Origin of the sequence: Parapedobacter sp. (assembly GCF_035556095.1) — a bacterium.
Classification (GTDB): domain Bacteria; phylum Bacteroidota; class Bacteroidia; order Sphingobacteriales; family Sphingobacteriaceae; genus Parapedobacter.
The window spans coordinates 218,738-245,354 of the sequence record NZ_DATMFT010000011.1; the positions used below are offsets into that span (position 1 = coordinate 218,738).

The following is a 26,617-nucleotide window of genomic DNA, read 5'->3' on the forward strand; positions in this document are numbered from 1 at the left end:
ATAAAGGTTATAGTTGACTTGAACTTCTTTTTAAAAAAATAATAAGACGGATACCAACCGCTGCAATTTGCCGCGTAGAATACGCATTGCTTGATGCTTATGTTGTTTTACGGTACCCTCACTGATAGCCATACGTTCAGCAATTTCCTTATTGTTTAGGTGATCTTTCCATGAAAGCTGGTATACTTCCCGCATTTTGGGGGGCAACTGTTCGATTTTTTCTTCTAACAGCCTCTCCAGTTCACGCGCGAGTACGGCCTCTTCAGTGGTGCTAACAGATTGCTGCTCGAAAGCAAGATATGAATTAATGTATTCATCGAAGTGTTTACTCCGGCTCATCACGGTAAGAATCCGGTTTCGTAGCACAGTATAAAGGTAACCTTTGATATTGCCTTTTGGGTCTATACGGTCTGCATACTGCCACACCGTCACAAACAATTCTTGTACAGCATCACGTGAATCTTCTTCATCACGCAACAAATGGTAGGCTGATAAATACATGGCAGTCCGGTGGCGCTCATAAAATAGTGCGTACGCTTCCTTGTCGCCTTGCTGGATACGCTCGATGAGCATCTCGTCTGAGAGACTGCCTTGATAGCTTCGATTCATATTTTCTCCTTTTTATACCATGATGAGAACCTTAGGAGGAAATGATATATTCGTATCGACGACATGAAAAGCCATTCTAGCAGACTTACGCTATAACAATGGTGTTTGAATTGGTTATAAAACACCCACATTGGTAGCGAACTTACTGGTTTATAAACGAAGGTGCAACCTGTACCGTACTGGGTTATCGTTTTAAACAGGTTCACCAATCACCTAATTGTTGAAGGAATTGAATCTAAACTATAGTATTGATGGCTCACGTGACCACTGTCATATTTGATAATCCGGAAACCAGAAGGATCGTCTCCCAATGGCCGGCCCACAGGCCCAGTGACGACCATTTCCAATTCACCGTCTTTCCCATAAGCGTTCCGATGTAGGTGACCGGCAAAAACATGGCTCACCTGATACTTTTTAAACAGAGTCAAATACCGCTTTCTAACTTCCCTTTTTATATTGAAATACTGGTCATCTTCATCCGGCTCTTCTAAAAACAAGGGGTGATGCTGAAAAACGATAATGTGAAAATTGTGCGATGCAGCGTCCAACAAGATCTCCTGTAACCATTCGAATTGTTTGTCGGCTTCGTCCTGAACTAGACTCGGATCTGAAATCAACGACGAATTGAGTACAATCCCCATTAACTTCCCATGAAAGAAGGTATAGTAATCCTTTCCGAATTGGCGCCTGTAGTCAGCCAGCAATTCATTTGTAACTTGATTTTCTAATTCATGATTGCCAGGCAAATTGTACAACGGTATGTTCGGATCAAGTTTATCCGCTATAGCTTTATACGCAGCTATCTGTATAGTGTCGCCGGGGATATTGATTAAATCACCGGTAACGATTACAAATTTGGGTTTTAATCGGTTTGCTTCCGAAATGGCCCGCTCAAAATTGATTGTTTCTTGAATGAAATCCTCGTTATTATTAAAAAAGCCAAACTGCGTATCCGACATTTGAAAAAAGAAAAATGATTCATCGTTATCGATACTGCCACCAGTGCATTGTACGATCATCAGAAAAACAAGGCTGCCAACGACTTGAAAAAGGTATTTTAACATATCAAAGGTATCAGAAAACTAAATTACTTTATCAATCCGAAACAACCGAGTACCTCCCGGTGGGATAACCAATTCGACAAAACCATTATTCGCTTCTATGGTACCGCCAGAAATCACATCTGTTATTTGGGCTCGGAAAGGCAAAAACAGCTGTCTTCCCCCGCCGGCTAGAGAATGAATGCAAATCCAACCCCGACCCGCATAGACGACATCTTCTTGTTCATTGTAACGATGTGCGCCGGCCTGCTGCCACAATTCACCCAATTCTGCTGCTGACCACTGATTTTTTTGAGGATAACGCTCGATTTTCTCGCCTTTGGCTTTCAAGACAGTCCCTTCACCATCGGAATGTAGCAGCCAATTGCCTATTGCCAACCGGTCAACGATAAGCTGTTCTTCCCTACTCAAATCACGAAGTCCCAGCAGCCAAATAGCCTTGTATTGGTCCACTTCGATTTTGTCTAAATCGGTGCGTAGGTATAAGTCATAAGGTACGCCGCATTTACCCAGCGCATAACGGTTGGCCATCAGTTCAGCGGTTTGCTGACCAAAACTTTTATCCCAGAACTGCAACCGCTCATCAACCACGACAGCTACTTCTGTATGCATGTCTGGACAGTCGTCCGGCGAGTACCTCTGGTGCAGTTCCTGCCCCTCCTGAATCACCCTCATCAACCGGGGATCGCTGAACCAACCTCCCCACATGTCAAACCACCAACCTCCATACCCATATGCCAACATCCTTCCCAAGTTTTTCCATAAGAGGGATACCGATGTTTCCATATTCTCGGGTCCTATCCACACACCTTTGCTATACCAGTCGCCCGGCGGATCAATGTTGGGAGCCCTGTCTTTCAACAGGGTGGTGATACTGGTACGGGTGTCGTTTTCAGCCAGCCATAGCTTGCCATGGAGCTGAACAGATTTAATTGCCGCAAACGGTGCCCAATCTTCTCCAGCAACGCGGTGATAGTCGTTGGGACTGGAAAGATAGTCGAGATTCGGAAAATCCAGCAGCTTCGCTAGCGCACCGTGCCCGCGGCGGGGATCGGTCACAAAGTAATGGTACCCATAAAACGCCCCGGTGAGTAACCGACCGGCACTGGCATCTTTGACGATATCACAAAAATACATGATATGATCAGCCATCAGGCCAGCGTGGAAATCAAACGTATCGAAATAAGATCGGTCGCTACCGGCATTTCGCCAACCTTCTTCACGGTTCTTGCCGCTGATATCTTCTGGCCGAGCGGCTTCAAAGGTTAGTGATTTATCGTTCCACGCCTCACGTAAGGCTGCCACATCTGCAGCGTACTTCTCTCGAAGCCATAGCTGGAAGCTTTTCAAGCGCGCCGGACTCCCATCATAAAAGAAATCGCGGTAATGGTAGAACCATTCTTCTGTAAACCCACCCGCCACGTGGATACCAACAAGATGTGGCGCATAGTTAGATTCCAACAGCCAGTCGACGGTCTTCCGCAGCACCTCCCCAGCATCATGCCGCCATTTCATCGACGCGAAACTCGTCCGAATCGAGGTACCGTCTGGCTGCCGACTCACTTCATCGGGATGTGCATTCTCCCACCATATCGGTGGATCGAGGTGCAGCCGAATAATTACCCGAGCGGCAGAATCAGCCTTGATAAGATCGTCGAAATCCTCCTGGATGCTCGAAAAATCAAATACATGTGGTGCTTGCCAAATAGCCTTACGGAACGGCCCGATACCAGACGTGGAATTAATACCTTGGTCGCCGAGGTATGCGGGTATATTGTAAAGGTGGAGGCCCGCATCTGCCATCTCCTCGTAAAATCGGGTCTCGCCAAGATAGGACATATACGCATAGGGGGGCCATTTTTGGCCGTTGATGTATAGCGCAGGGACATCATTCTCCACGCGTACCTCTGCAGTACGCTCGCCCTGCTTTGTAAAGCGCGCCAAACCACATCCCGAAAGTGCGATGACACTAAACCCAATAAGCAGTCCGAACTTACCCCTCCCAAGCATACACCAATACATCACCGGGTGCCACAGGCAATTTACTGACATATGCATCGGCCTTTACAATGCTCCCGTCTTTCAATACGCGATTCAATCGACTATCACCCTCGATCGTCACCGACATGCTTTCCTGGAAATCCCGGTTCACGATAACCAGATAGGAAGTATTTCCCTTCTTCAACACCGAGACGATTGCCCCTGTTCCCGCTGTTTCAAATTTGGTAATTACCTCAGGTAGCTTTTCCAACCGTCGGGTCCCTTGTGGAATCGATTCGCCCGTGTGGGCTACCGAAACCACCTCTGCATTTAAAAACACCTTGGACAGTCCACGGATTTCGCGGTTCATTTGCGTGATATAGTCATAAACTTCTGTACGCTTTCTGGTATCGTATTCAATCGGAGCATGGTGAAAATCCCATGTACCCGGCTTCGGCGTCCAATAGGTGAAATATTGGATGCCCTGCGCGCCGTAAGCCAAATTGCTATAAACCTGCACGCGTATTTCCGCAGGTGTGGGAATGGGATAAGGTGTATGGGCCACCGTCAGCGCAAATGCCCAAAATGGCTTCCCGGCTTTGCGTGCCTCATCCGAAAAAATCTCCAAATTTTCATAGAACCCTGCTCGCATCGTCCGGTCACCCGATTCATCCTCGACAATGGGGTAATGATCAAAAGATAACAACTGAAGGGGCACTTCTTCAATAAATAATTGTACATGCTCCCGGTATGTTTCCGTGCCTAGCGCTTCTTTCCCGGCGTAGTTCGGGAAAAGATTCAAGTAGCAAAAATGCTCACTATCAACCGCTTGTATACGCCTTGCCCACTTTCCAAGTGCCGGAAAGTCAACCCGGCCAGGTTCATCCCGCAAGAAATAACCGGCCAACGCTGGGTGGTCCTTAAATCGCTGTACGATTTTCTCGGGCTCCTTCTCCAATTCGGGACAGTGGATAATCATTTTAACACCCGCCTTTTGTGCCGACTCCATAGCCACAGCAAGTTCGTCGACACTATTGAAAAAGGTGAAGTTATGCGTGATTCCCGATTGGCGCAATTCGATATAGCGCTCCACCGTGCTTTCCTCCGGAGAAACCCCATACCATGCCAGAATCGGAAGCTGTTCTGCTGTGCTATTTCCCTGTTGCGCAAACGATAGGATGGAACATCCAATTAGACTTATCAATAAAAATAGGTGCTTCATAATAGTTTATAGTGTTTAATAAAAGGCAAATATTATAATGCTATTCGATTATCCTATCTCAATGTCTTGTCTATGACATGAAATAGCCTATAAAATTGATTCCCAAATGAAATCAATCGTTCAATTGGTTACAAAACAAACAAACCGCTAGCGAACATAGCGGTTTGTGAGCGCAGGTGCAACCTGCACCATGCTGTAGTGGAATACAATATTGATGTTACGGGCCTATTCGTGCTTTCTTAAAGGTCGTCGCCCCAAAGGGTGATTTCGCCAATATTTACACAATTTGAGCCCTGCCAATTGGAATTTTTAATGACCAGCCGTATATAGCGAACCTTACCGGCATCGTCGGCGACTATGTATTCCCAACCTTCTTTCCATTCGGTCGATTGACCGGCAGCATCTACGGGCTTTATGATTTCATGATCGCCCAACAGCTTCCAATCGCTCTTCCAGTCATCGGATGTCCAATAGGAATTATCATCGGCGGGCCGCTGCAGCTCGTCGGTTGCCCAGACCTCGAAATACCGGGGGCTGTGTCCTGTGAACGCACCAGCATCCGTACGGGGCCACAATCGGAAACGGCTGAGTTCTGCCGGAACCCCCATGTCAAAAGTAAAATGATGGGGGAAGTTAAACCCAGCGGCATTTTCTACCGTATGCAGGATATCCGGATTGCTTATTTTGCCATCCCATATCTTTGCCAAGTTCCGGTCACCATTGACGGAAGTATTATCTCCAGCCAACGTGACAATGGCAAAATTCCCCTTGTTGATTTCACGTTCCAATTTAGGCATGGCATACTCCCTTACCAAAGCATTCAGCGGTTCCAGCGCATTTTCAGACAGGTGTGTAGTGGATATGCCTATTACATCGCCCGTCTTGAGGCCTGTCAATATGGTTTCTGTTTCGTCATTCGCCACTTGGACGGTCTGCTCGCTACCATCCACTTCATAGCTTACGGTAACGTACTGCACCGTGTTACTGGCAATCGGCTCCCATTCGATCACCATCGTTTCATCCGGTTGCTTTGTTATGGCAGCGACACCCCTATTCCGCAGCGACTGTATATAGAACTCACCGTAAACATCGACAACCAATTCGGTTGCCATCGAGAAATGCCCTTGATTGTCACGCGTAATGAATTCAAACGTATAGGTGCCTTCGTTTAAGTTTTCCAGATCGTATGATAAACTCATCCTGCCGTGTTGGGTACGGTTTATATCAACTACGACAGAGTCGGACCGCTGATTCCAGTAAATCACTGTTTTATTAACCCTCGGATCTGCGTTAACTTCCCAATCGAACCTAACCCGTTCATATCCCGACAGAGCTTTTAACGAATCGACAACCCCTGTATAGATTCCCTCTCCCATCTCATAATACTCCTGGTGGATGCTATTCATATCGTCACAACTCATCACGCAAAACGTGGCGACGACAGCGCACATCGTGGCAATTTTTTTCACCACGTTGTCCTGAACTTTTTTTATGCTTTTATTCATGTTTATCTTCTTTAGAAAACCATTATTCCGCTATCACTCCATCATCGCCATAGATGGATACTTCCGCAATATGTAGGGCGGCCGTTCTTGCCCAGGTTTCTTTCACCACAAACCGGATATAGCGCATTTCTCCAACCCCCGATTCAAATATAAATTCACTTCCAGCCCGCGTAGCCGCATCGTCATCTGCGTTTGATTGGCCTAAAGGCAATCCCGACGGCTTGATCTGTTCGAAATCTCCAATCAAAATCCAGTCATCTTTCCAAGCTTCACTTCTCCAGTATGCATCATTGATATCGTGGGTCAGTTCGTTGGTACCCCACACTTCAAAATACCGTACGTTATGTTGGCTAAAAATAAATTCACCCTGTCTATTCCAAAGCATCATACGGCTTAACTTGGCTTCTGCACCGAGGTCGATCGTAAAGGTTTGCGGTGGGGTAAAACCCGCGGTAGGACTTGTATGCCAGATCACGTTAATATCTCCATCCCAGATATTGTTGATGGGACGGCTGGTATGCGACGTATAATTGTCTCCGGCCAAATGCCCATCCTTAAATTTGCTTTTATCCAGCAATTTCTCATAAAGTGGCTCGGCAGCTACCACCATTGTGTCCGATGTATTACCAAACCGATCGATTAAGCTTACACCGAATTGACGCTCATCCGTACTGTAGCCCCTGATGGAACGCTTTTCTTCCGCTGTTGACGAGTACACCAAATCGTACTCTTCCCATTCACCGTCGTCATTCATCGCGTATAAAAATGCGCCTATCAAAGCGTTCGATTCATTTTCCCATCGAATAACCACGCCGCCGAAATCCGGCTCTACCGTAATGGTCTTAAATACCGATTGAAAAGGCGGCTCTAGTGGAATGAATGATCCTGTATAAGGTTCCGATTTGTTCTCGCTATGATCTACCAAGTAAAGGGTAAAGTCACAAGGAACAATGTCCGCCAGTCCTTCTATAACAACATAATTATTGTAAATCGAAGACCGGGACACCTTTTTTTCGTTATTGAACATATATTCGCATGTGATATACGAGATATCTGTTTCGTCCGGAAGGTCATAACTGATTTTTGCACCCCCCGGCAACGCTTCGATACTAACATTCCTCACCGCTGAAGGAGGCGTGCTATCAACAGGGGTTTGGCCTATTTTTTCTTCTTTGCAAGATACCATAACCAACACCCCTACCGAAATGACATACCGGACTAGGAGTGACGAAAGGCTTATATTTTTCTTCATGATTTCTACGATATATTATTGACAAAAGACTTACCACCCCGGGTTTTGCTGTAAGTTGGGGTTTTGAATGATCGTGGTCATCCATAATGGCCATAAGTAATCTTTAGTCGTATAGTTCCTATTATTGAAATAGGTTACAACTTGGTAATAATCCTCTGCTTTTACCCCTTGGTGATCCCAGCCTTGCACGGGTTGGTTCATGTATCGCATCGCATCTTTCCAGCGGCGTAAATCAAACATGCGTTGCCCTTCAAAAGCCAACTCGATCAGTCTTTCCCGTTTGATGATCTCCCGCATTCCTTCTTTCGTGGTTGGCTTTCCGGGAATAGTCCCATACTTGGACCACGACGCAACGACACCTTCTAGTCCCGCACGATGACGGACGCTATCAACCCACTGATAAACGTCGTTATCGGGATCGGTCTTCACTTCATTCGCTGCTTCCGCGCGCAACAGATAAAGGTCGCTCAGCCGGATGAGGGGTATTGAAAACCGATAGGGGCCGGGCGATGCAGTGGTAGTGGCGGACCTGAAACTGACCAACTTTTTAATGAAATACCCGGTCTTAATGTGTGCATCGCTGAACACCACACCGTGCGGGTCGCCGCTACGGTTTTTTATCACGATTGTTTGGTCTTCGGCTTGCGCCAATGCCTCATATAGACTGCGATCAAAAGCTAGATGTGCGTAAAACCGGGGCTCTCGGTAATAGTTAAGGTTAGCCGTTGTTTCCCCTTTGCTGATGTAGTACCGGTGAAAATCCCCGGTATCCCTCCTCATTTCGTATCGCTCCGCATAATTCCAGAAACGATCCTCATCGATGGGTATCCCGTTTTGTGAGTAATATTGTTCCGCTATTTTCAGCGTAGCACTAAGCTCCGATGTTCCGCCATAATTTTCAAAGAACTTCGGTATGCAATAGTTCTGGAATTGGTTAGTATTGTTATATGCAGGGTGTGCCCAGATGATTTCCGGATTGTCAATCGGCCTTTCCGACACCGTTCCACGTAGTGTATATTTGAGGAGTGTCGTATCAGACATCGTTTCAAAGCCCCGTTGGAATTTGAAAAGCGAATGACCGTTTTGATGACTGATTTCAATGGCTTCATCGATGGCATTCAATGCCCGTTCCCATTTGGCCGGGTCGGCTTGTGAAGGGATAAGCTGTATATCTCTTTTATCTTTGTAGTTTGCATAATCCGGGTTCCCGTTGAGGAGTGGGCTTGCCGCCCATACAAGTGCTTTAGCCTTCACGGAAGCCGCGATAGACTTCGTAATCCTTCCCATCTCGGTAGTCGTTTCGTCAATCTTGTCCGGAAGGTTTTCCATAGATTCGTCCAATAAGCGGACAACAAAGTTGACGACGGAATCTACCGGCTCACGGTACACCCTGACGTCCTCCGGATTTGCGTTTACGGGTTGGTTCACATCAACAATAGGGATTGGCCCGTAAAGCTGTAAAAGGAAATAATGCAAATACGCCTTGATGAACTTCACTTCCGACACCCACCGTACCCGTTCCCAAGCTTGTAAATCCGGCACCCTATCGATGTTCTCCAAAAAAATATTGCAATCCCGAATGCCTACCCATAGATTCCTCCCATCGCGTCTACCATCCCAATAATTCTGGAATGGATCGGCTGAGTTCTGGTCGTTCGTAGCGATTCTCGCTCCACTTCTAGCATTCAGCCCCCCTACATTCGTATCCCACCAGATTTCGTCAAAGCCTACATTGCCTGGATAAACAAAAGGGTCGTTCTGGTTGGGAATCATATTATAACACGAGAAGAGAAACTTCTCTGAATTGATCCGATTGGAGAAAGCGTTGTCTAACGTGGCCACACCATCGGGAACAACATTCAGGTATTCAGAACAATTGGTCAAGCTGAATAAGCTAAAAACCATGATGAGTTGTTTAACTATTTTGATTAGATTTTTCATGATGTTTCGTTGTTCTAAAATTCTACACTCACGCCCATATTGATAACACGCTGCAGCGGGTAATTAAATGCATTACCAGCTTGCTCTGGATCCCATAATTTGAACGTGCGCACTTGGAATAGGTTACTACCGGACGCATAAACCCGCACGTTCTTCACCCCAAACCTATCCAAATAATGCGTGGGCAATGTGTATCCCACTTCTGCTGTCTTCAGTCGCATAAATGAACCATTCCGCATCCACCAGGTGCTTGATACATCATTGTTACTGATTGCCCTTTCGGACAAACGTGGCCAGAAGGCATAGATATTCCGATTGTCTTCCGACCAATGGTCGTCTGCAATGGCCTGCAACAAGGCCCTATTATTTGTCCTTGTCGTGAAATCGGTACTACCTGCAACGAATGGTGCAACCTGACCAGGGTTTATCCAAAAGGATGAGCGGTCAGACCCTTGGAAGAAAACGGAAAGGTCAAAATTCTTGTAGCCCATTGACAATCCGAATCCATAAATGATTTCAGGTGTCGTCGGGTAGCCAATCGGCACTTGGTCGTTTTCGTCTATCCTACCGTCCCTGTTGATGTCTTTATATTTGATATCTCCGGCTCCATATTCACCAAACGTTTGCACAGGCGAGTTCCTCACCTCGTCATCGTCGAGGAAAAGCCGTTCGGCGATATACCCCCATCGCTGAGAAATTTTCTGACCCTCCCTCGTTCTCCACGGCGTCGCTGAATAATCAGGTTCTTCATATACTTCAAATTTGCTGGCAGCATAAGAGAAATTACCTCTCACAATCGCCCAAAGCCCCGACGCGAAGGCCTTATTGTAATCCACCGAAATCTCACCACCTTGTCCGATTGCCTCTCCGATATTCGCTTTGGGCGTGGCTTGGAGTCCCATGGTGGTAGGTATATCAGCCCGTGTTTGCAGAATGTTGCTCCGTTGTTCCCTGAAATAATCTGCTTGTATCTCCAAGCTCCTCCACAGGTTCAATTCGAGACCCAAGTTGCTTTTACGGCTGATTTCCCATGTGATATAAGGATCTTCGTAACGCGAGATGGAAATCCCGCTGCGATTATAGCCGTAGGTGTCGCCAAAGCTGATACCCCTGCCCCCATCGTTCATGTTCACGTTGGATAGGTAGTAAAAGCGATCTTCCTTCAGTCCAATTTCATCATTTCCAACGAGTCCATAAGTAGCTCTCAGTTTTAACTTGGAAATCACGCTACTGTATTTTTCCATGAAGGGTTCATTGGATATGATCCATCCCAATCCAGCGGAGGGGAAAAAGCCCCATCGCTCGTTCTGCGAAAAGCGTTCCGACCCATTGTACCCAAAATTCGCTTCCAGGAAATATCGGTTGTCATAACTATACGTAGCCCTTCCGGCGAGGCCCAAGTTGCGTTGCGGCAACGATAGTTGTAATGTATTGTACGTATTGTCTTTCCGTTCACGGAGTGTACCGACAAGCAAGCCTGCAATCGAATGCTTTTCTGCAATATCCGTTTGATACTGCAATGCAGTTTCTGCATACATGGTGTTTTCCATCTGCCTGCTTCCGGGCACGTAGTCGAGGTAGTCTGTGCCGCCATCGGGATTAAGGGCGATTAGACTATAGTCGTCCATTCCCGCTATTTGAGGTGATAATGCATAGTAGAACGGATTGTACTGTCGCCTCACTTCCAACTGGGCAAACCTATTCACGTTTAGCAAGCCCCGTGCAGAAAGTCCTTCCGTAATGAAATCGAGCTTTTGTTTCAGCTCGAATTGAACATACATCGAAGAGCGGTCATTCGACCGATACCCTTTTAGCATCTCGGTATACGGATTCAGGTAATCGCCAGATGCAGTATTTCCATAAAGGATATGTTTTGCGTAAACGGTTGACTCGTCGGGTTCATAGTACGGTAAAAAATAAACCGGATTCGCCAGTACGGCTTTATTATATAAATCCGTACCGCCATCCAACGGCCCTTGGTAATCATCAAACACGCCATTCAGCCGTACGATTGCCTCTGTCGTTTTCGTAAGGTTTACATTGATATTAGATCGTAATGAATACCGATTTATATCGATGTTATTATTGAAATTTTGCCGGTTATCTACATTAAGAATACCTTGGTCTTTTGTGTATGCCGCAGCGATATAATACCGTGCGACATTTCCGCCGCCGCTGATATTTAAATTGTATCGCTGATTGAAGGTGTTTTTATCAAACAATAAATCCTGCCAATCGACTGCCGGATAATACAAGGGATCGATTCCCCGTTCCGTATAGTTCACCTTCTTTTGGTCATAAGGCAAGCGCGTACCGGGCGTTCTTGTTTGCACGGCTTCGTTATGGGCCTTCATAAACGTTACCGGATCAGCAAACTGCACATTTTCGGTAGGAGCGGAATACGAGCCTTCTGCCCTGAATTGCACCTTCACCTCGCCCGTACGTCCCTCTTTCGTCGTCACCAAAATCACGCCGTTGGCTCCTCTGGCACCATATAGCGCCGTTGCATTGGCATCTTTCATGATCGAAAAACTGGCGATATCATCCACGGTCAATCGGGAGAGATCTTCCGTTGTCATTTCCACATTATCTATCAGCACCAGTGGGTCTACTTTGCCTGTTCCGAAAGTGGTTACGCCGCGAATGAAAAACTGCGCATTGTCCTGCCCGGGTTCGCCGGTTCGCTGATAAGAAATCATGCCAGCAATGCGCCCGGCGAATGAGGTGGTCAGGTTACTGGAAGGCACCCTTAAATCGGCAGGATTCACGGTGGTGATTGAAGCGATTACGCTTTCCTTTTTCTGGGTTCCAAACGCAACCACCACGACTTCGTCTACTTGCTGAGACGCCCCCTTTAGTACGACGTCGAACGTACTTCCTCCTCCCACGGGTATCTCTTGGCTTTCATATCCCACCATGGAGAATACCAGGACCGCTCCCTCGGGAACTTCCAATGAATACCTACCATTTTGGTCGGTACTGATCCCAATGGAGGTCCGGTTCTTTACCACGACGGATACCCCTGGAAGGGGCTCGCCGGCTTCATCAGTGATCCGGCCCGTCACCACACGATTTTGCTGGCGTGTAATCGGGCGGAGTTCTACTTTGGACAGCATGCCCCTAATATCACGTCCGCTAATGGCTATAGCCTTATCCTTTATCTCGTAAATCAATCCCCTCCGCGTTAACATTTCGTCCAATACCATCTTTAGCGGCTTGTCTTTCACATCAAGCGAAACGAGCATGTCCTTTTTTACATATTGATCGTTATAGATAACCAAGTAATCGGTTTGCGATTCGATGGCTTCAAGGACCTTGATAATGGATTGTTGTTTGACCTTCAGCGTCACGGTTTGAGATAACGATGCTCCACTTACATGCAGGCAAGCGATTGCTAACAACAGCGATGTCAATCTCATAATGCGGAGTATTTGGCGAATGCCATTGGGCGTTTTTATCTTACCCAATGGATAAAATACATAATTTATCATTACGTTTGTGCGTTTAGATAGCTTTAAATGGTTATACTTTCGGTTTTAAACTGTTACTGTCTGAACAAGGGGGAGTGTGGCAGCACTTCCCTTTCTTGTCTTTTCATTAGTCATTTTTTCCTCATAGTTTCGCGTTTTTAGTATATTAAATTGGTTATCTATTTGTTGGATAGACCTTGTTGAATGACCAATGTCCGGTCTTCCAACCGTATTTTTGCTTTGGTCGAGACATCCAGTAAGTTTAAAGCGGTCATGAGCGACAGCCCCCGCCTCATTTTCCCACTAAACGTCTCCTTGGGCACAGCGCCTTCGTACACGACTTGCACGTCATACCAACGGGCAATCTCACGAATCAGCTCGTTGAACGGAGTCTGCTTAAAATAAAAGAGACCGTCTTTCCAAGCCGTATATTTGTAAACGTCTACTGTTACCACATCCAGCACCACACCATTGACGATGGCTTGCTCTCCTGGTGAAATAGGGCTAGCAAGACCGGATGAGGGATTGGTGACCGTCACAGCACCTTCCACGAGCGTCGTCTTCTTCGATTCCCCGGGATAGGCCGAAACATTAAATTCAGTACCCAACACTTCAACCGATTGCCCGTCAACCAGCACACGGAACGGCCAACGGCCAGACTCAGTTTTGGTTACTGAAAAATAAGCCTCACCCTCAAGCTCCACCACCCTTTCGTTGCCATCAAAACGTGACGGGTACTTCAATGTAGATTCGGCATTAAGCCAAACCTTAGTCCCGTCTGCCAACGTAATCTGGTAGGTGCCCCCTCGGGGTACCGACAACTCCAAGGGGACAACCTCACCCCCTTCCAAGTCCACGAGCTCCTGTTCGCCCTCTTCATATAAAATCTGCCCTTGGCCTACTACGATACCCGTTTGCGTTTCACTTAGGTTAATCCGACGGCCGTCGGCCAAGGTAAGCGTTGCACGATTACCACCGGACGCTACATCTGCCGGTGGCAATAAAGCCACTTCCGTTTCATCGACAGCCCGGTTGGCATAAAAAATCCACGTTATCGAAAGCGGGAGGATAAACAAAGCAGCTGCATAGGGAAACCACCCCCATAGTCGGCGCCGCCGTGGCTGCCCCTCGGCGGCAAGTCCGGCCCGGCGGCGTACCTCTTCGAATATCGTATCGCTATCCAGCAAAAAACGCAAATCATCCTCCTGCATGGGATGGTCCCGCCCCTGTTGGTAATACCAATTTTCCAGTAGCTTACGTTCCCGATCGGTCGCCTCGCCTCGTAGGTATTTATGGATAATTTGCCGTACGGTTTCCTCAGTTATCACTATTCATTATCGGTTTACTAAGGGTATAACCGGTAATAAAGGGGTTGGGGGTAGAAGAATTTTAAATTTTTTTGGAATTCTTATCCAAAAAACAACCATACCATAATTGCACCCAAATTTTGGAGCTTGGGTTTGATGATTTTCAATGCGTTCTGCACTTGTTTTTTTACCGTCTGTTCGGAAAGCCCCAAGACCTCTGCGATTTCTTTATGTGAGTGGCCTTCTTTACGACTCAGTATAAAAATCTCCCGCATGCGCGAAGGCAGCTCTTGAATCTCCTGTTCAACACGGACAGCAATCTCCTTCGCCTCTAGCAGGTCGACCGTGTTTATGTCAGCTTGCTCCATAAATTGGGCAATCGAGTTAACGTAATCCCTACGCACCCGTTGCTTGGCGATGATATTGAACACCCTGTTTCGCCCCTGCACATATAGATAAGCACCGATATTCGTATTTTCGGTCAGTTGCCCGCGCTTAAGCCAAAGATTGCTGAAGACTTCTTGTACTACATCCTTGCACTCATCATCGTCTCGCAAGATGCGGTAAACCTGTTGATACAGGACGGCCCAGTGCCGCTGGTACAAAGCATTAAAAGCCCCTTCTTCCCCTTTCTTAAGTAAGTTCACCAATGCTGTATCGGGCTGGTTTTTATAGCTTGTTTTGACCGTCATTCACATCTAAATTGCCCCATTTGCCCATCCTTCGTTTACCCCCGCATGAGCAGAGTTTCACAATACGCTATCATACAATTTATCCAGTTGATGCAGTAAGTGCCTTTAATTGGATGTGCCGGATTTTGAGCGCCGTATTGGTTCAATTCACTTGGGTGAATATCACTAGCGACAAACTTAGATAAAGTTGCTTTTATATGCAATTATAATCGCGTTCAATAAAAAAGCAACTTTATCGATCTCTCCGGCTGCCGCTGAGAGCCAGCTTTTATAAAGGAATACTTCGATATGATGTGAACCATCCCCGCCAGAAAAAAGTGTATACCAGCACAGTACAGGTTGGATCTTACCGTCAATGGGATAACTTTACGCATCAGATTTAAGTCTAACAGCACCAACAATATGGAAAGGATACGTATTTTCGTCAACGTACTCAAATACTTTTTATTGATCGCCTATTTCGGAATCGTGAGTACGGGAAGTAGCCTGGCTCAAGAAGTACCCCTATATTTTGGCATCTACCAATTCCCCCCCAATCGTATCCCGTCTATTGATGGCAACGCCTCCGATTGGCAGCTCGTGCCAGACAGCCTAGCCATTGGCATCGATGCACTGAAGAATGTGAATGCCCCTGATGGCAGCATCGATACCAACAACATGAACGTAACCGTCAAAGTGGGCTGGGTAAATGGTCTGAATCGACTTTACTTCCTTTACGAGGCGTATGACAACTATTGGAATTTCTCGCGCGCCAGCCTCGCAAGCGATATTTTCGAATTGGTTGTTGACGGCGACCGGTCGGGTGGCCCATTCATCGATCGTTTCCATCCCGATACGACGATAGACCTCATGGATGCTTACTTCACATTCCATGGTGTGCACGCCCAGAATTATCACATCTTCACGCCACCGGGTGATAAAGATTGGGCCATGCTTTGGGGGCCGCAGACTTGGCTGAAGTCGCTGCCGTATGCACAATCAGCATATCGTTATGAATTTGCTCCCGGGGGGCGCGGCCGACTTACCCTTGAATTCTACATCACGCCGTTTGATTTTGCAAGTGCAGCGGGACCTGCCCACTCCATACCCTCACAATTGGTGGAACATAAGACTATCGGACTTGGCTGGGGAGTGATTGATTACGATGACGAACCCGATGCCCTCCCCGATTTCTGGATTCTTGGGAGCGATCGTACGATGTATAGCAACGCATCCCACCTTCGGCCGTTCAAGCTGTTGCCGCTAGCGCCAGAATGGCTACCGGACCTTCAGAGTGAGTGGCATTTCCATGTTGACCCGAATGATGTTCGATTGGTATCTTTCCGCGACGAATCTTTAGGCCACGTGACAACGTGGTATTGGGATTTTGGCGATGGTAGCCATTCCACAGAACAACATCCCCACCACCGATACGAAGCACCGGGCCTCTACGTGGTTAGCCTTCGCGTCAGCGATGGGGCTACCGAATCTACCCGAACGAAAATATGGGACGTTGCTATCAGGCAATAACATGGCGCTGCTATTTTGTTAAAACATACAACCAGCAGTCAATTTTATCTGCTATTTTTGGTGGATGTTGTTCCATATCGACACCATAGATTTACAAACGCATTCCTTTCCGGAAGACAGCTCATGCTATCAAATCATCTTGCTGCCTTCCCCCTCAGAATTCGTTGTTGATTTCACGGATTATAAGAATGCAACCACCGCACTGTTGTTCCTCAGCCCTTACCAACACCTGTCGTGGAAAACAGCATCCATAACGTCTGCCACACGGGTGTTGTTCCATGGCGACTTTTATTGCATCGAATTTCACAAAGAAGAAGTTGCCTGCAATGGGTTACTCTTCAATAACATTTATCTGCAACCGATTGTTAGTGTTGATGAGAGCGTCTATCAGGAAGTGGAGCTCATTGTCTACAAAATGCAAGTAGAAAGCACTGCTATTTCTACGTTTTCCGAATCGGTCGTCAAAGCATATCTACAACTCATCCTGGCACTTGCGAGCAAGGCAAAAAAACAGTTGATCGATTCGAAGTTATTGGCCAATACTGCGCTGAGGGCAGAAGGCACGCTATTCCAGCGAGCGCTGGAAGATCATTTCACGGCGGAACGCTCCGCCCATTTTTATGCAGAAAGGCTGAGCCTCAGCCTAAGTGCATTCAGTAAAAAAATAAAGCAACAGCTTGGTAAGTCACCCTCCGTTTTAATCCATGAACGTGTCATACTCGAATCGAAAAAACAACTTCATCTTACCTACCTGTCTATCAAGGAAATCGCCGGCAAGCTAGGGTTTGGCGATGAACATTATTTCAGTAGGTATTTCAAGAAATATGTCGGCGTTTCGCCATCCAAATTCAGGGAACGGGTCGGCATTTCCATTGTAGCGCAGAAAAATCCATGACGAAACCGTATTTGTCCATTTGATGCGGTGTTGAGACCCACTATTTTCGCAGCCTTAAACATCAAATGACATGAATTATCTTGTGGATTTCTTGGTACGCGGACAACGGGGCTTCATTCATTTTGTGCGAATTGCCATTTTTATCGTTATGGCTTGGATCGGTGGGTTGAAAGTATTTCAGTATGAAGCGGACGGCATTGTTCCGTTTGTGGCAAACAGTCCTTTCATGAGCTTCTTCTATAGCAAGGAGGCCCCCGAGTACCAGCAATATAAAAACCCAGAAGGCAAAACAGTGGCTAAGCATATCGAATGGCATCAAGCGAATAACACGTACGTGTTTTCGTATGGTTTGGGTACGGTTATCGTTATTATCGGCCTATTGACGCTGGCCGGTATCTGGTCGGCAAAGCTAGGTCTCATCGGCGGGGTACTAACCTTCTTGATGTCAATTGTCACGCTTTCTTTCCTTATTACCACGCCTGAAGTGTATGTTCCAAACTTAGGTGGCGATTTCCCAACCCCGCGTTACGGATTCCCCTACCTTTCCGGCGCTGGGCGGTTGGTATTGAAGGATGTGATTATGATGGCTGCCGGGCTGGTTGTCTCCGCTGAGGCAGCCCAACGGTTGAAAAAATAGGCTTACGAATAACTTGGTTGCAGACATCCTGGAATTGCCGATTGAAGAGGTCGAGAAGCTGTAATTGCTTCTTTAAATTATGTAGCCATACTCCAGCGGTGTGGCTTTTATTTTTCAGATCATTGTTTCAGATCCATTGATACCAATTCCCAGCTGCCTTCTCCCCTTCAGGACGGTCCACGATTTTCACCTGTCCATTTCGAGGGTGGCGGGTCAATAGGTCAGTGACTTCCGGAAGTGCTATCCAACTCGTATTGCGCTTTGATATACGCCGCAATCATGGCACTGGTCATCGGCACTTTCATGAAATCGGTGGCAACGACTTTATCGAGGTAATGCGCCAAGGGTTTGCGAGGTTGCTTTTTGCGATTCTCACGCTTATTCTTTACCTTATCAAGTATTTATAGAGCTCATTGGGTATCCTACGAAACGGCAATATCCGGAATATAGGATTCGCCGTCGAACGCATCGGGTACGGCAAACCATTCTCCGAGTCCGGCCACCAAACGGCTAACTTCTACTGTTTTTCGGTTATTGCCCCTGCTTAACTTTCTCTTTAATATAGACGCCCCAAGCCCTCACAAACTAGATAAAGCTTGTCGGGTACCCCGCCCACTCGCGGCACGGCCTGCGTGTAGTGAACTTACAAACCGCCGACAACCGGTTCAAAAGAAAAGCGACAACAGGTAAACTGCGCTAACAGCCACGCACGCCATGATAAATGTGGCGACCGTATACACCCGCAGCATCGCGTCCATACCGACCCCAGAAAACCGGGATATCACCCAAAAATAGGAATCGTTGGCGTGCGACACCATCATCGAACCGGCCCCCATGGCCAGCACGGCAAAAACTTTCCCCATTTCATGGTCGAGTCCTAGGGCGGGCAGCACCGGCAGCATCATCGTGGCCGACGTGATAATGGCCACCGAAGAGGAACCCTGGGCGGTCTTCAGCACCGCCGCCACGAGGAAAGGAAATAAGACACCCATGTTGCCGACCATGCTGCTTCCGGCCAGATGCCCGGCAAGGTCCGTCTGCGCGATCAGCGCGCCGAAAGCACCACCAGCACCGATGATTAGCAGGATATCGCCCGCCTTCTCCACGGCGCTGCGCAGCAATGCGTTCAGGTCCGCCTGCTTCCACCGCCGCTTGCCCAGCAGCGCCAGTAGTATGCCGATGCCTAACGCCGCCTCAGGCATGCCCGCCGCCTGCACGATGCGCAGTGGTAGAGAAGCCCCCTCTACCGGGGTGAATGAACGGATACTGATCAACAGGATAGGTACCGCCACAGGGAGCACCGACAGCAGCAGCGACGGCAGCCGGTCGGGTGCCGGGGGCGTATCATCCTCCCCGGCAGTTTGCCTGTCCACCGGCAATCGCCGCACCGCAAAACGCGCCCACAGCCAGCCGCTGCAGGCAGTGGGAATAGCCACCACCATGCCGTACAGGATCACGCGGCCGAAATCAGCCCCCAGCGTTTCGGTGGCCGCCGCCGCACCCGGGTGGGGTGGGACCAAGCAATGCACGGCATACAGCCCGGCGGCCAGCGAGGTGGCCATCAGGGCCATCGCGGTCCCGGTCTGCCGGGCCAGTCCGCGGTTCAGCCCGCTCAGCACGATATATCCCGAATCACAGAAAATCGGAAGCCCCACCACATAGCCGGTAACGTTCATGGCCTGCGCCGCCCGGTGGCGGCCCGTCAGGCGCAGGATGCCCCCGGCAAGCACCAGCGTGGCCCCGGTGTGTTCCAGGATAATCCCCAGCGTGGTGCCGAAAACGATGATCAAGCCCAGCGAGCCGATAATGTCCCCGAAACCCGACTTGCCCGTAGCCAGAACCTCGCCGAAAGGCATACCCACCCCAAAGCCCACCACCAAGCAGGCCACCAGCAGGGCAAAGAACGCATGCACCCTGAACCGGGTGGTAAGCAACACGATGGCCGCAACGCCGGCCAGCAGGGCCGAAAGACTATGCAAAAATGAGATCTCCATCAGAGTGCCCATGCCCCGTCGCCTTTCTTATACGGATAGTTCCCATCGTACCGGCCCGGAATCTGTATGTACCGAAGCGCCTTGGTGACGCCCAGTTCTGAGGTGAAATACCCGAGCAAGGTCAGTTGCTTCAAGAGATGGAAATAATGGTTAGGAGCTTCTCCCAGCTTACTGCGCTGGTATTCCTTGGATTCCATATCGATCGCTACCAACAGCTCGGTACGTTCCGAAATATCCAGTTCCTGGAATTTACGGCCGAACCTGCCTGACGAAGCTGCCTCCAGCTTGTCGAGGCCGTCGATCACGACATGCTGATCTTCCGATGTGTAACAATCCCTTACCATAACCGGGATAAAAGACCCTACGCCGGCCTCCTTCGCCCCCGGACTAGCGGTAGGCGGTAGGATGGTATCGGCGATATTGCCTAGAAAATCGACCTTATCAACCTCAAAAAGGCCCTCAACCCTCGGAGTTGCTTTACGGGCGCATCCCTCCAGGAATAAGTTGGCCCCTACTATGGCCCCGCCCATAATCCAGGCGACCCTTTTCACCGCTTCTCTTCTATTCATTGCACCGTGTTTTTTTTATGATTATTTTCCCGCAGACAGATGGGATTACAGGTTACGCCTCTTGAGCTCACCGACCGCAAAATCCACGGCTCGTGCGGTTAGGGCCATGTATGTAAGTGATGGGTTCACGCACGAGCCAGAAGTCATACATGCGCCATCGGTCACGAATACGTTCAACGCGTCCCAGACCTGGTTGTGGCCATTGAGTACCGAGGTTTTCGGGTCGCGTCCCATTCGGGCTGTACCCATCTCGTGGATTCCTTGGCCGAAACCGTAGGCATTGTCAAACGTACCCACGTCTTTTACCCCTGCCGCTTCCAGCATCTCCGCGCAGTCGTTCATCATGTCCTCGCGCATCTTCAACTCGTTTTCCTTGATTTCCATGTCCATGGACAACACCGGCAACCCCCATTTGTCCTTCACCGTTTTATCGAGGGAAATGCGGTTCTCATGGTAAGGCAGTATCTCACCGAATGCACCGAAGCCCACGGACCAGCCCCCCGGTTCACACATTGCATCTTTCCATTCGCCACCGATGCTCATCTCGGCAATCTCGCCGCTCCACCGCCCACGACTGGCGCCCCCTTGGTAACCGAAGCCCCGGAGATAGTCGCGCCTGTCATCGCCAACATTACGGAAACGAGGGATATACAGCCCATTGGCCCGACGTCCATAATAGTATCTGTCTTCATATCCTTCCACGCGGCCGCTTGCGCCGCAACGGAAATGGTGGTCCATGGCATTGTGACCCAGTTCGCCGCTGCTGCTACCCAGTCCCCCTTCCCAGACATCCGTTGCCGAATTCATCAATACCCAAGTAGAATTGAACGCCGAGGCGCAAACGAACACGACTTTCGCGAAGTATTCGTAAGTCTGGTGGGTTTCCCCATCAATAATCTCCACGCCCTTGGCCTTTTTGGCATCTTTATCATAAAGTATCCGCGTAACGATGGAAAACGGACGCAAGGTCAGGTTGCCTGTGGCCACCGCCGCTGGCAGGGTGGACGACTGCGTGCTGAAGTAGGCACCGAAGTTACATCCTAGCCAGCATTGGCTCTGGTATTGGCAATTGATTCGACCCTCGTGGGGTACCGTAAGGTTTGCTGCCCGGCCGATGATGAAATGTCGCTTGCCCTTGTAGTGAGATTTTATCCGGGCGGCGAGATCCTTCTCCACAACATTCATTTCCATTGGTGGAAGGAATTCGCCATCGGGAAGCACATCCAAACCATCCTGGTTGCCGCTGATGCCCGTCCACTTCTCTACATGGCTATACCAGGGTGCGATGTCTTTGTATCGGATAGGCCAATCCACGCCGTGCCCATCCTTTGCGTTGGCTTTGAAATCCAGATCACTGAGCCGATAGCTCTGGCGACCCCATGTCAACGAACGGCCACCGACGTGGTAACCGCGATACCAATCAAAGCGTTTTTTCTCTACATAAGGATTCTCTTTCTCATTGACCCAGAAATCGAGGTTCTTTTCATTCAGCGGGTAATCCCGCTTTAAAACGGGGTAATCTTCGATCATCTGCTGCGTACGTCCACCCCGGTGCGGGAACTCCCAAATATCTTTGGTGGCCGAAGGGTAATCCTTTACGTGCTCCACATTCCGCCCCCGCTCCAGCATGATGGTCTTCAGTCCTTTTTGGGTCAATTCCTTTGCGGCCCATCCGCCGCTAATTCCTGATCCGATCACAATCGCATCATATTCATTATCCGTCATAAATCATCAATCAGTAAGTATCTAACTAAATTTCTGCCGATTCCAATTCTTCAAATTCGAGGTCCATCAGGCCGTACTGTTCCCAGTCCCTGAAATCGAAGTGCCACCATTCGTCGGCGTATACTGTGAAGCCGTGGCTGGCCATCGTGCGGATCAGCAGTTCCCTGTTCTGCAGCACCGCTGCCGGCAGGTCGCTGAAATCCACATGGGCCTTCGGCGTGAATTCATCAAATAGGGTGGGCATGGCCAGCTCCTCACCGGTTGCCTTGTCGATCAACGTGAGGTCAACCGCGCAACCCCGGTTGTGCTTGGAGCCCGTGTAGGGCGAGGCGGCGAAGGTGGAGTCCAGCACATGCTCGTAGAAAGCCACCGTAACCCGGTACGGCCGGTAGGCGTCCCAGATTTTCAGCCCGTAGCCCATTTCCGCCAGTTCGGCCTGCACCGCCTGCAGGGCTACCGCAGCCGGCCGACACAGGTAAGCGCCGGGGCTGGTATAAACGGGCTCCCCCATGAAATTGCGGGAGGTTGCATACACCACATCAAATACCGCATCGGGCAGGTAAGCACGGAGGTCAACCAGCTCCCGGTCCGGGTTCTGCGCCACCTGCCGGCGGTATTCTTCCACGGTCGACACCGTGGGCGCACCATACTTCTGCTGGTAGGCCTCCTTGGGCGAGGGCGGCGCGCACGAAACCGCCAGGAATACAGCTGCAACAAGCGGTTGCAACACGTGAAATTTCAGCGTAATCATGTCTTCAGATTTGAATAGTTAATGAATAATACAGCGCACTAATTAGGTATCTGCCGCATAACGGAACCGTTGCCGGGCATCGATCTCCCAGCTGTCCGTCACTACGCCCCCTTCCACCACGTTATAGGCGTCGTACAGGTTCACCGTCGGGCAGATATGGTACGGGATGCCGTAAAGCATGTCGCCCAGACCGATCCCATGCCCCGCGGGCGCCTGCAGCACCAAGTGCTCCTCGCTCTGGCGCAGGGCTAGGAGCCTCGGCGCGTTCAGGAAATGCACCCGCCGCTCGATGGCATTCTCCGCTCCCACCGCCTTGTGGCCTAGGTCCACGCAGATCGTCTCCGGACCCGGGAGGGAGATCACCCGAGTGAAGAGCACCGCCGCGGGAAGGAATGCCTGATCCGGGCAGTCAACCGCGTAGCCATGGTCCCACAGCACGAACGTGCCGGGGCTGCACTGCACCTCGGCCATCTCCGCATAATACGGGAACGACGGGGAGCCGCCGATGATGATTTCCAGCCGAGGGAAGCCCTGCCCCGAAAGCCGCTCCACCAGCGCAGCCAGCGGACGGAAGTTCGTCTCGCATTGCTGCCGCAGCCTCTCCGGATCTCGCTCGCGCACCTGCCCGTCGTAGGCGTGCAGGCCCGCCACGTGCAGCCCCGCAAGGGAGTGGCAATGCACGTAAAGCGCTTCGGCTTCCGCACCGATCGGGATACCCGTACGGCCCATGCCGATGTCTAGGTCGAGGTACACGTCCACGGAGGCACCCTGCGAAACGGCAGCCGCAGACAGCCGGTCGACGGCGGAACGGTGGTCCACGATGGCCGAAAACCGGCTACCGGGAAACTGCTTCGAAAGCTGGAGGAAGGCGCCCACCCGTGGGCCAAGCAGCGGGTAGGCCACCAGCACATCCGGCGCCCCGCAACGCCCGAGCATTGCAGCCTCGGCCAGCGTGGCGCATTTGTAGCGGGTGATGCCCGCTGCCAACTGAAACCGGGTGATGGCTGACGACTTATGAGTTTTCACGTGCGGCCGCAAGCGCTGGGCATCGCCCACCATACCGGTGGCCACATCTATGTTATGTTTTACCCGGTCGGGGTACACCAATAGGGCTGGCGAATCGATTTCCTGCGCGTTACCCACTTCGTACCAAGATCCGGCGGTAGTTGTACTTTTCACTCTATCCATAATTGTTCTTCCTAGCTGTTTGCTGTGTTCTTGTATTTTCCGCCCTTCCTTTCCCCTCCCGTCTCATCCGCCGGCCGTGCTGGCCGGCTGGCCCGTGATGGCCATGCAGTCGATCTCCACCAGCACGCCTTTGGGGAGCTCCCGGGCAGCGATGGTGGTCCGCGCAGGCGCGGCATCGGTGAAGAAGGTCTGGTACACCGCGTTCATCTCCTGGAAAAGCGCCATGTCTGCCAGGAAACACGTGGTCTTCACCACGTCGGCCAGCGTGCAGCCGCTGGCGGCCAGCACATGCCGCATGTTTTCCAGCGACTGCCGTGTCTGGGCGGCTATGCCCCTAGGGACCGTCCCGTCGGTCGCGTCGATCGGCAGCTGGCCGGAAAGGAATACGAGGTTGCCATGCCGGATGGCCTGGCTATAGGGCCCGATGGCGGCCGGCGCCGCTTTGCTTGCTATGACTTGTTTCATCGTTTTATTTGGTTATTTTCTACATTCCGTTTGGTGAAGGCCATGCCCGACACCCCGCCGTTGCTGACCGTGAAACCGGTGACACGGCCACGGCGGTCGCGGTTGAAGGTCATCTCGTTGAAGATCCAGTAGGTGCCTTTGAACCGGTCGGCCACTGTGGGTAGCAGCCGGACGTCGGATATCCGCTTGTGGCTGAGGTACAGCCGGCCATCCCGTTCCGCGATGCGGTACTCGGTACGGATCTCCGGGTTGTAGTATACCCCGGTGTAATCCGAGGCTGGTGCCTCCGGCTCGTAATCCGTCGTACCGTGGAGCCGTGCCGGTGCCTTCGGTGAGAGGTCCATGGGCGCCTCGGCAGGCAGGTCCAGCAGGATATCGGCCGTACGCCGCGCCAGCTCCACAGTATTGCATGAGGCCAGGTTGCTCAGCACGATGACGCCCACGTCCTGGTCGGGGAAACAAAGCATGAACGAGCGGTAGCCCGCATCGACTCCCGAATGGTCGATGGTGCGTAGCCCCTTGTAGTTGCCCACGGCGACCCCCAGCGCGTAATTCAGTTGCGTGCCGTCATCGAGCTTCCCGGGTGTGGTCATCAGTTCGAAGATCCGGGCATTGCCCACGTGGTGGTGGCGATAATTGGGCATCCACTTCACGAAGTCGTGTACGGTGGTGAACAGGCTCGTGGCACCCGAGTTGGCGAAGCTGAGCACACTCTTCTTCATCTCGCCCGAGCGGTCGTCGTAGGAGTAGGCCCGCTCAGGGAGGATTTCCTCGTGGTCGTCGTAGAAGAACGTGCGCCGCATCCCCAGCGGCTCGAAAATTTCGGCCGTGGTCCATTCGCGCAGGGTCTTCCCCGTCACCCGGCGCACGATTTCGGCCGCCAGCGTGTAGTTGGCATTGGAATACTGGTACTTCGTGCCGGGGGGAAAGTTCAGTGCCTCCTGATTGAAGATCAGCCCCAGCAGCTGCTCCTGCGTAATCACGTCGTCCATGCGCCAACCCGCCAGGGCGGCCACCACCCACTGGTCGCGCAGGCCGCTGGTGTGGTTCAGCATCTGCCGGATGGTGATCGGCTCGCGCGTCTTCAGTTCGGGCAGGTATCGGTGGACGTCGTCTTCCAGCGACAACTTACCGGCGTCGTGCAGCGCCGCCAGGGCATAAGCCGCGAACTGCTTCGACACCGAAGCGATATGGAACGGGGTGTGCGGCGACACCGGGATGCCGTACTCCAGGTTGGCCAGACCGAAACCGCGCGCGAACAGCATCGCCCCGTCTTTCACGATGCCGACGGCGACACCAGCCGAACCGGCTGTGGCATAGGGCCGGAAAAGTCGGTCGATCCTATCGAGCTTCTTCCCGCCCCCGTCGGCCTGACGGGCGGTCAGCGTATAAGCACCAGCATCGTTGGTCTGCTTGTACGGTACACGGCGCTCACCGTCCCACACGAAGGCGTTGCCATCCAGCCCCGTCTGGATGGCATAGCCGGGCTGCGGCGTTAGCCGGATCCGGTAAGTGCCCCCTTCGGTCGCATCAAACCCGAGCCACTCTGTGGCATCCACATGCCGCTGGTGGTCGCCAGCGACAAGCACCGTGCCGTCCGGCGCCGAGACGGTCACCCCCAGATTGATGCCCCGCTGGGCCAATTCGATATCCACATGGCGGCCCGCTTCCGCATCCAGCGCATAAACATGTTCCTCGTCGTGCTGGATGGGCCGCGACACGGACTGGTCGAAATCAAGCGCTGGAGCCGGCTGGGCCGACGTGTTGGCCATGGCCCCCGATACGACCAGAAAGGCCATCGATACCGGTTTCAAAAATCGGAAATTCAGTTCCATAACAATTCTT

General features: G+C 50.6%; 21 protein-coding genes. 3 read left to right on the forward strand and 18 right to left on the reverse strand.

All coding sequences use genetic code 11. The features are described 5' to 3' along the window. Window positions 1-30: 30 nt before the first annotated feature. The 10 genes from VNQ80_RS05755 to VNQ80_RS05800 all read right to left on the reverse strand — a co-directional run bounded on the left by VNQ80_RS05755 (window position 31) and on the right by VNQ80_RS05800 (window position 15,039). Window positions 31-609 (reverse strand): RNA polymerase sigma-70 factor, encoded by a 579-nt coding sequence (locus VNQ80_RS05755; RefSeq protein ID WP_325636504.1) that lies wholly within the window; start codon window positions 607-609, stop codon window positions 31-33. 209 nt (window positions 610-818) lie between these two features. Then, window positions 819-1,673: a metallophosphoesterase gene (locus VNQ80_RS05760; RefSeq protein WP_325636505.1), complete on the reverse strand. Its 855-nt coding sequence runs from the start codon at window positions 1,671-1,673 to the stop codon at window positions 819-821. A gap of 18 nt (window positions 1,674-1,691) precedes the next feature. Next, window positions 1,692-3,722 carry a beta-galactosidase gene (locus tag VNQ80_RS05765; protein WP_325636506.1) on the reverse strand — a complete coding sequence of 677 codons (2,031 nt, stop codon included), beginning with the start codon at window positions 3,720-3,722 and terminating at the stop codon, window positions 1,692-1,694. Next, a complete protein-coding gene (locus VNQ80_RS05770; RefSeq protein ID WP_325636507.1) occupies window positions 3,664-4,872 on the reverse strand; it encodes a beta-galactosidase in 1,209 nt (402 codons plus the stop codon). The genes VNQ80_RS05765 and VNQ80_RS05770 overlap by 59 nt, the downstream gene beginning before the upstream one ends. Before the next feature lie 239 nt (window positions 4,873-5,111). Next, window positions 5,112-6,377, reverse strand: coding sequence for a DUF4998 domain-containing protein (locus VNQ80_RS05775; RefSeq protein ID WP_325636508.1), 1,266 nt, complete (start codon window positions 6,375-6,377; stop codon window positions 5,112-5,114). A gap of 22 nt (window positions 6,378-6,399) precedes the next feature. Then, window positions 6,400-7,629, reverse strand: a complete 1,230-nt coding sequence (locus VNQ80_RS05780; RefSeq protein ID WP_325636509.1) for a DUF5000 domain-containing lipoprotein — start codon at window positions 7,627-7,629, stop codon at window positions 6,400-6,402. A 30-nt stretch (window positions 7,630-7,659) separates the two neighbouring features. Further along, the gene (locus VNQ80_RS05785) at window positions 7,660-9,570 is read right to left on the reverse strand and encodes a RagB/SusD family nutrient uptake outer membrane protein (protein WP_325636510.1); all 1,911 of its coding nucleotides are present in this window, start codon (window positions 9,568-9,570) and stop codon (window positions 7,660-7,662) included. A 14-nt stretch (window positions 9,571-9,584) separates the two neighbouring features. After that, a complete protein-coding gene (locus tag VNQ80_RS05790; protein WP_325636511.1) occupies window positions 9,585-12,989 on the reverse strand; it encodes a TonB-dependent receptor in 3,405 nt (1,134 codons plus the stop codon). Window positions 12,990-13,219: 230 nt separating this feature from the next. Next, the gene (locus VNQ80_RS05795; RefSeq protein ID WP_325636512.1) at window positions 13,220-14,368 is read right to left on the reverse strand and encodes a FecR family protein; all 1,149 of its coding nucleotides are present in this window, start codon (window positions 14,366-14,368) and stop codon (window positions 13,220-13,222) included. 80 nt (window positions 14,369-14,448) lie between these two features. Then, window positions 14,449-15,039 (reverse strand): RNA polymerase sigma-70 factor, encoded by a 591-nt coding sequence (locus tag VNQ80_RS05800; protein ID WP_325636513.1) that lies wholly within the window; start codon window positions 15,037-15,039, stop codon window positions 14,449-14,451. 402 nt (window positions 15,040-15,441) lie between these two features. Between VNQ80_RS05800 and VNQ80_RS05805 the strand changes: the two genes are divergently transcribed. The 3 genes from VNQ80_RS05805 to VNQ80_RS05815 all read left to right on the forward strand — a co-directional run bounded on the left by VNQ80_RS05805 (window position 15,442) and on the right by VNQ80_RS05815 (window position 18,080). Further along, entirely contained in the window at window positions 15,442-16,548 is a 1,107-nt protein-coding gene (locus tag VNQ80_RS05805; RefSeq protein ID WP_325636514.1) for a PKD domain-containing protein, read from the forward strand. A gap of 64 nt (window positions 16,549-16,612) precedes the next feature. After that, entirely contained in the window at window positions 16,613-17,443 is an 831-nt protein-coding gene (locus VNQ80_RS05810; protein WP_325636515.1) for a helix-turn-helix domain-containing protein, read from the forward strand. 70 nt (window positions 17,444-17,513) lie between these two features. Beyond that, window positions 17,514-18,080 (forward strand): DUF417 family protein, encoded by a 567-nt coding sequence (locus tag VNQ80_RS05815; RefSeq protein ID WP_325636516.1) that lies wholly within the window; start codon window positions 17,514-17,516, stop codon window positions 18,078-18,080. 221 nt (window positions 18,081-18,301) lie between these two features. Here VNQ80_RS05815 and VNQ80_RS05820 read toward each other — a convergent pair whose 3' ends face one another. The 8 genes from VNQ80_RS05820 to VNQ80_RS05855 all read right to left on the reverse strand — a co-directional run bounded on the left by VNQ80_RS05820 (window position 18,302) and on the right by VNQ80_RS05855 (window position 26,607). Continuing rightward, window positions 18,302-18,424 (reverse strand): hypothetical protein, encoded by a 123-nt coding sequence (locus VNQ80_RS05820; protein WP_325636517.1) that lies wholly within the window; start codon window positions 18,422-18,424, stop codon window positions 18,302-18,304. A 321-nt stretch (window positions 18,425-18,745) separates the two neighbouring features. Next, window positions 18,746-20,086: a GntP family permease gene (locus tag VNQ80_RS05825; protein ID WP_325636518.1), complete on the reverse strand. Its 1,341-nt coding sequence runs from the start codon at window positions 20,084-20,086 to the stop codon at window positions 18,746-18,748. Next, window positions 20,074-20,643, reverse strand: a complete 570-nt coding sequence (locus VNQ80_RS05830) for a gluconate 2-dehydrogenase subunit 3 family protein (RefSeq protein ID WP_325636519.1) — start codon at window positions 20,641-20,643, stop codon at window positions 20,074-20,076. The genes VNQ80_RS05825 and VNQ80_RS05830 overlap by 13 nt, the downstream gene beginning before the upstream one ends. Window positions 20,644-20,688: 45 nt before the next feature. Further along, window positions 20,689-22,368, reverse strand: coding sequence for a GMC family oxidoreductase (locus VNQ80_RS05835; protein WP_325636520.1), 1,680 nt, complete (start codon window positions 22,366-22,368; stop codon window positions 20,689-20,691). Between the two features lie 25 nt (window positions 22,369-22,393). After that, window positions 22,394-23,119 carry a M15 family metallopeptidase gene (locus VNQ80_RS05840; RefSeq protein WP_325636521.1) on the reverse strand — a complete coding sequence of 242 codons (726 nt, stop codon included), beginning with the start codon at window positions 23,117-23,119 and terminating at the stop codon, window positions 22,394-22,396. Between the two features lie 42 nt (window positions 23,120-23,161). Then, window positions 23,162-24,307, reverse strand: a complete 1,146-nt coding sequence (locus VNQ80_RS05845; RefSeq protein WP_325636522.1) for a D-TA family PLP-dependent enzyme — start codon at window positions 24,305-24,307, stop codon at window positions 23,162-23,164. A gap of 63 nt (window positions 24,308-24,370) precedes the next feature. Then, window positions 24,371-24,772, reverse strand: coding sequence for a Rid family detoxifying hydrolase (locus VNQ80_RS05850; protein WP_325636523.1), 402 nt, complete (start codon window positions 24,770-24,772; stop codon window positions 24,371-24,373). Then, window positions 24,769-26,607 carry a serine hydrolase gene (locus tag VNQ80_RS05855; protein WP_325636524.1) on the reverse strand — a complete coding sequence of 613 codons (1,839 nt, stop codon included), beginning with the start codon at window positions 26,605-26,607 and terminating at the stop codon, window positions 24,769-24,771. The genes VNQ80_RS05850 and VNQ80_RS05855 overlap by 4 nt, the downstream gene beginning before the upstream one ends. Window positions 26,608-26,617 lie beyond the last annotated feature (10 nt).

Bases quoted from the DNA above. Each gene is read 5' to 3' on its own strand.
- VNQ80_RS05790 (WP_325636511.1), bottom strand. From the start codon at position 12,989: ATGAGATTGACATCGCTGTTGTTAGCAATCGCTTGCCTGCATGTAAGT.
- VNQ80_RS05845 (WP_325636522.1), bottom strand. From the start codon at position 24,307: ATGGATAGAGTGAAAAGTACAACTACCGCCGGATCTTGGTACGAAGTG.
- VNQ80_RS05855 (WP_325636524.1), bottom strand. From the start codon at position 26,607: ATGGAACTGAATTTCCGATTTTTGAAACCGGTATCGATGGCCTTTCTG.
- VNQ80_RS05810 (WP_325636515.1), top strand. From the start codon at position 16,613: ATGTTGTTCCATATCGACACCATAGATTTACAAACGCATTCCTTTCCG.
- VNQ80_RS05815 (WP_325636516.1), top strand. From the start codon at position 17,514: ATGAATTATCTTGTGGATTTCTTGGTACGCGGACAACGGGGCTTCATT.
- VNQ80_RS05785 (WP_325636510.1), bottom strand. From the start codon at position 9,570: ATGAAAAATCTAATCAAAATAGTTAAACAACTCATCATGGTTTTTAGC.
- VNQ80_RS05850 (WP_325636523.1), bottom strand. From the start codon at position 24,772: ATGAAACAAGTCATAGCAAGCAAAGCGGCGCCGGCCGCCATCGGGCCC.
- VNQ80_RS05835 (WP_325636520.1), bottom strand. From the start codon at position 22,368: ATGACGGATAATGAATATGATGCGATTGTGATCGGATCAGGAATTAGC.
- VNQ80_RS05830 (WP_325636519.1), bottom strand. From the start codon at position 20,643: ATGAATAGAAGAGAAGCGGTGAAAAGGGTCGCCTGGATTATGGGCGGG.
- VNQ80_RS05805 (WP_325636514.1), top strand. From the start codon at position 15,442: ATGGAAAGGATACGTATTTTCGTCAACGTACTCAAATACTTTTTATTG.
- VNQ80_RS05775 (WP_325636508.1), bottom strand. From the start codon at position 6,377: ATGAATAAAAGCATAAAAAAAGTTCAGGACAACGTGGTGAAAAAAATT.
- VNQ80_RS05780 (WP_325636509.1), bottom strand. From the start codon at position 7,629: ATGAAGAAAAATATAAGCCTTTCGTCACTCCTAGTCCGGTATGTCATT.
- VNQ80_RS05770 (WP_325636507.1), bottom strand. From the start codon at position 4,872: ATGAAGCACCTATTTTTATTGATAAGTCTAATTGGATGTTCCATCCTA.
- VNQ80_RS05760 (WP_325636505.1), bottom strand. From the start codon at position 1,673: ATGTTAAAATACCTTTTTCAAGTCGTTGGCAGCCTTGTTTTTCTGATG.
- VNQ80_RS05825 (WP_325636518.1), bottom strand. From the start codon at position 20,086: ATGGGCACTCTGATGGAGATCTCATTTTTGCATAGTCTTTCGGCCCTG.
- VNQ80_RS05800 (WP_325636513.1), bottom strand. From the start codon at position 15,039: ATGACGGTCAAAACAAGCTATAAAAACCAGCCCGATACAGCATTGGTG.
- VNQ80_RS05840 (WP_325636521.1), bottom strand. From the start codon at position 23,119: ATGATTACGCTGAAATTTCACGTGTTGCAACCGCTTGTTGCAGCTGTA.
- VNQ80_RS05765 (WP_325636506.1), bottom strand. From the start codon at position 3,722: ATGTCAGTAAATTGCCTGTGGCACCCGGTGATGTATTGGTGTATGCTT.
- VNQ80_RS05755 (WP_325636504.1), bottom strand. From the start codon at position 609: ATGAATCGAAGCTATCAAGGCAGTCTCTCAGACGAGATGCTCATCGAG.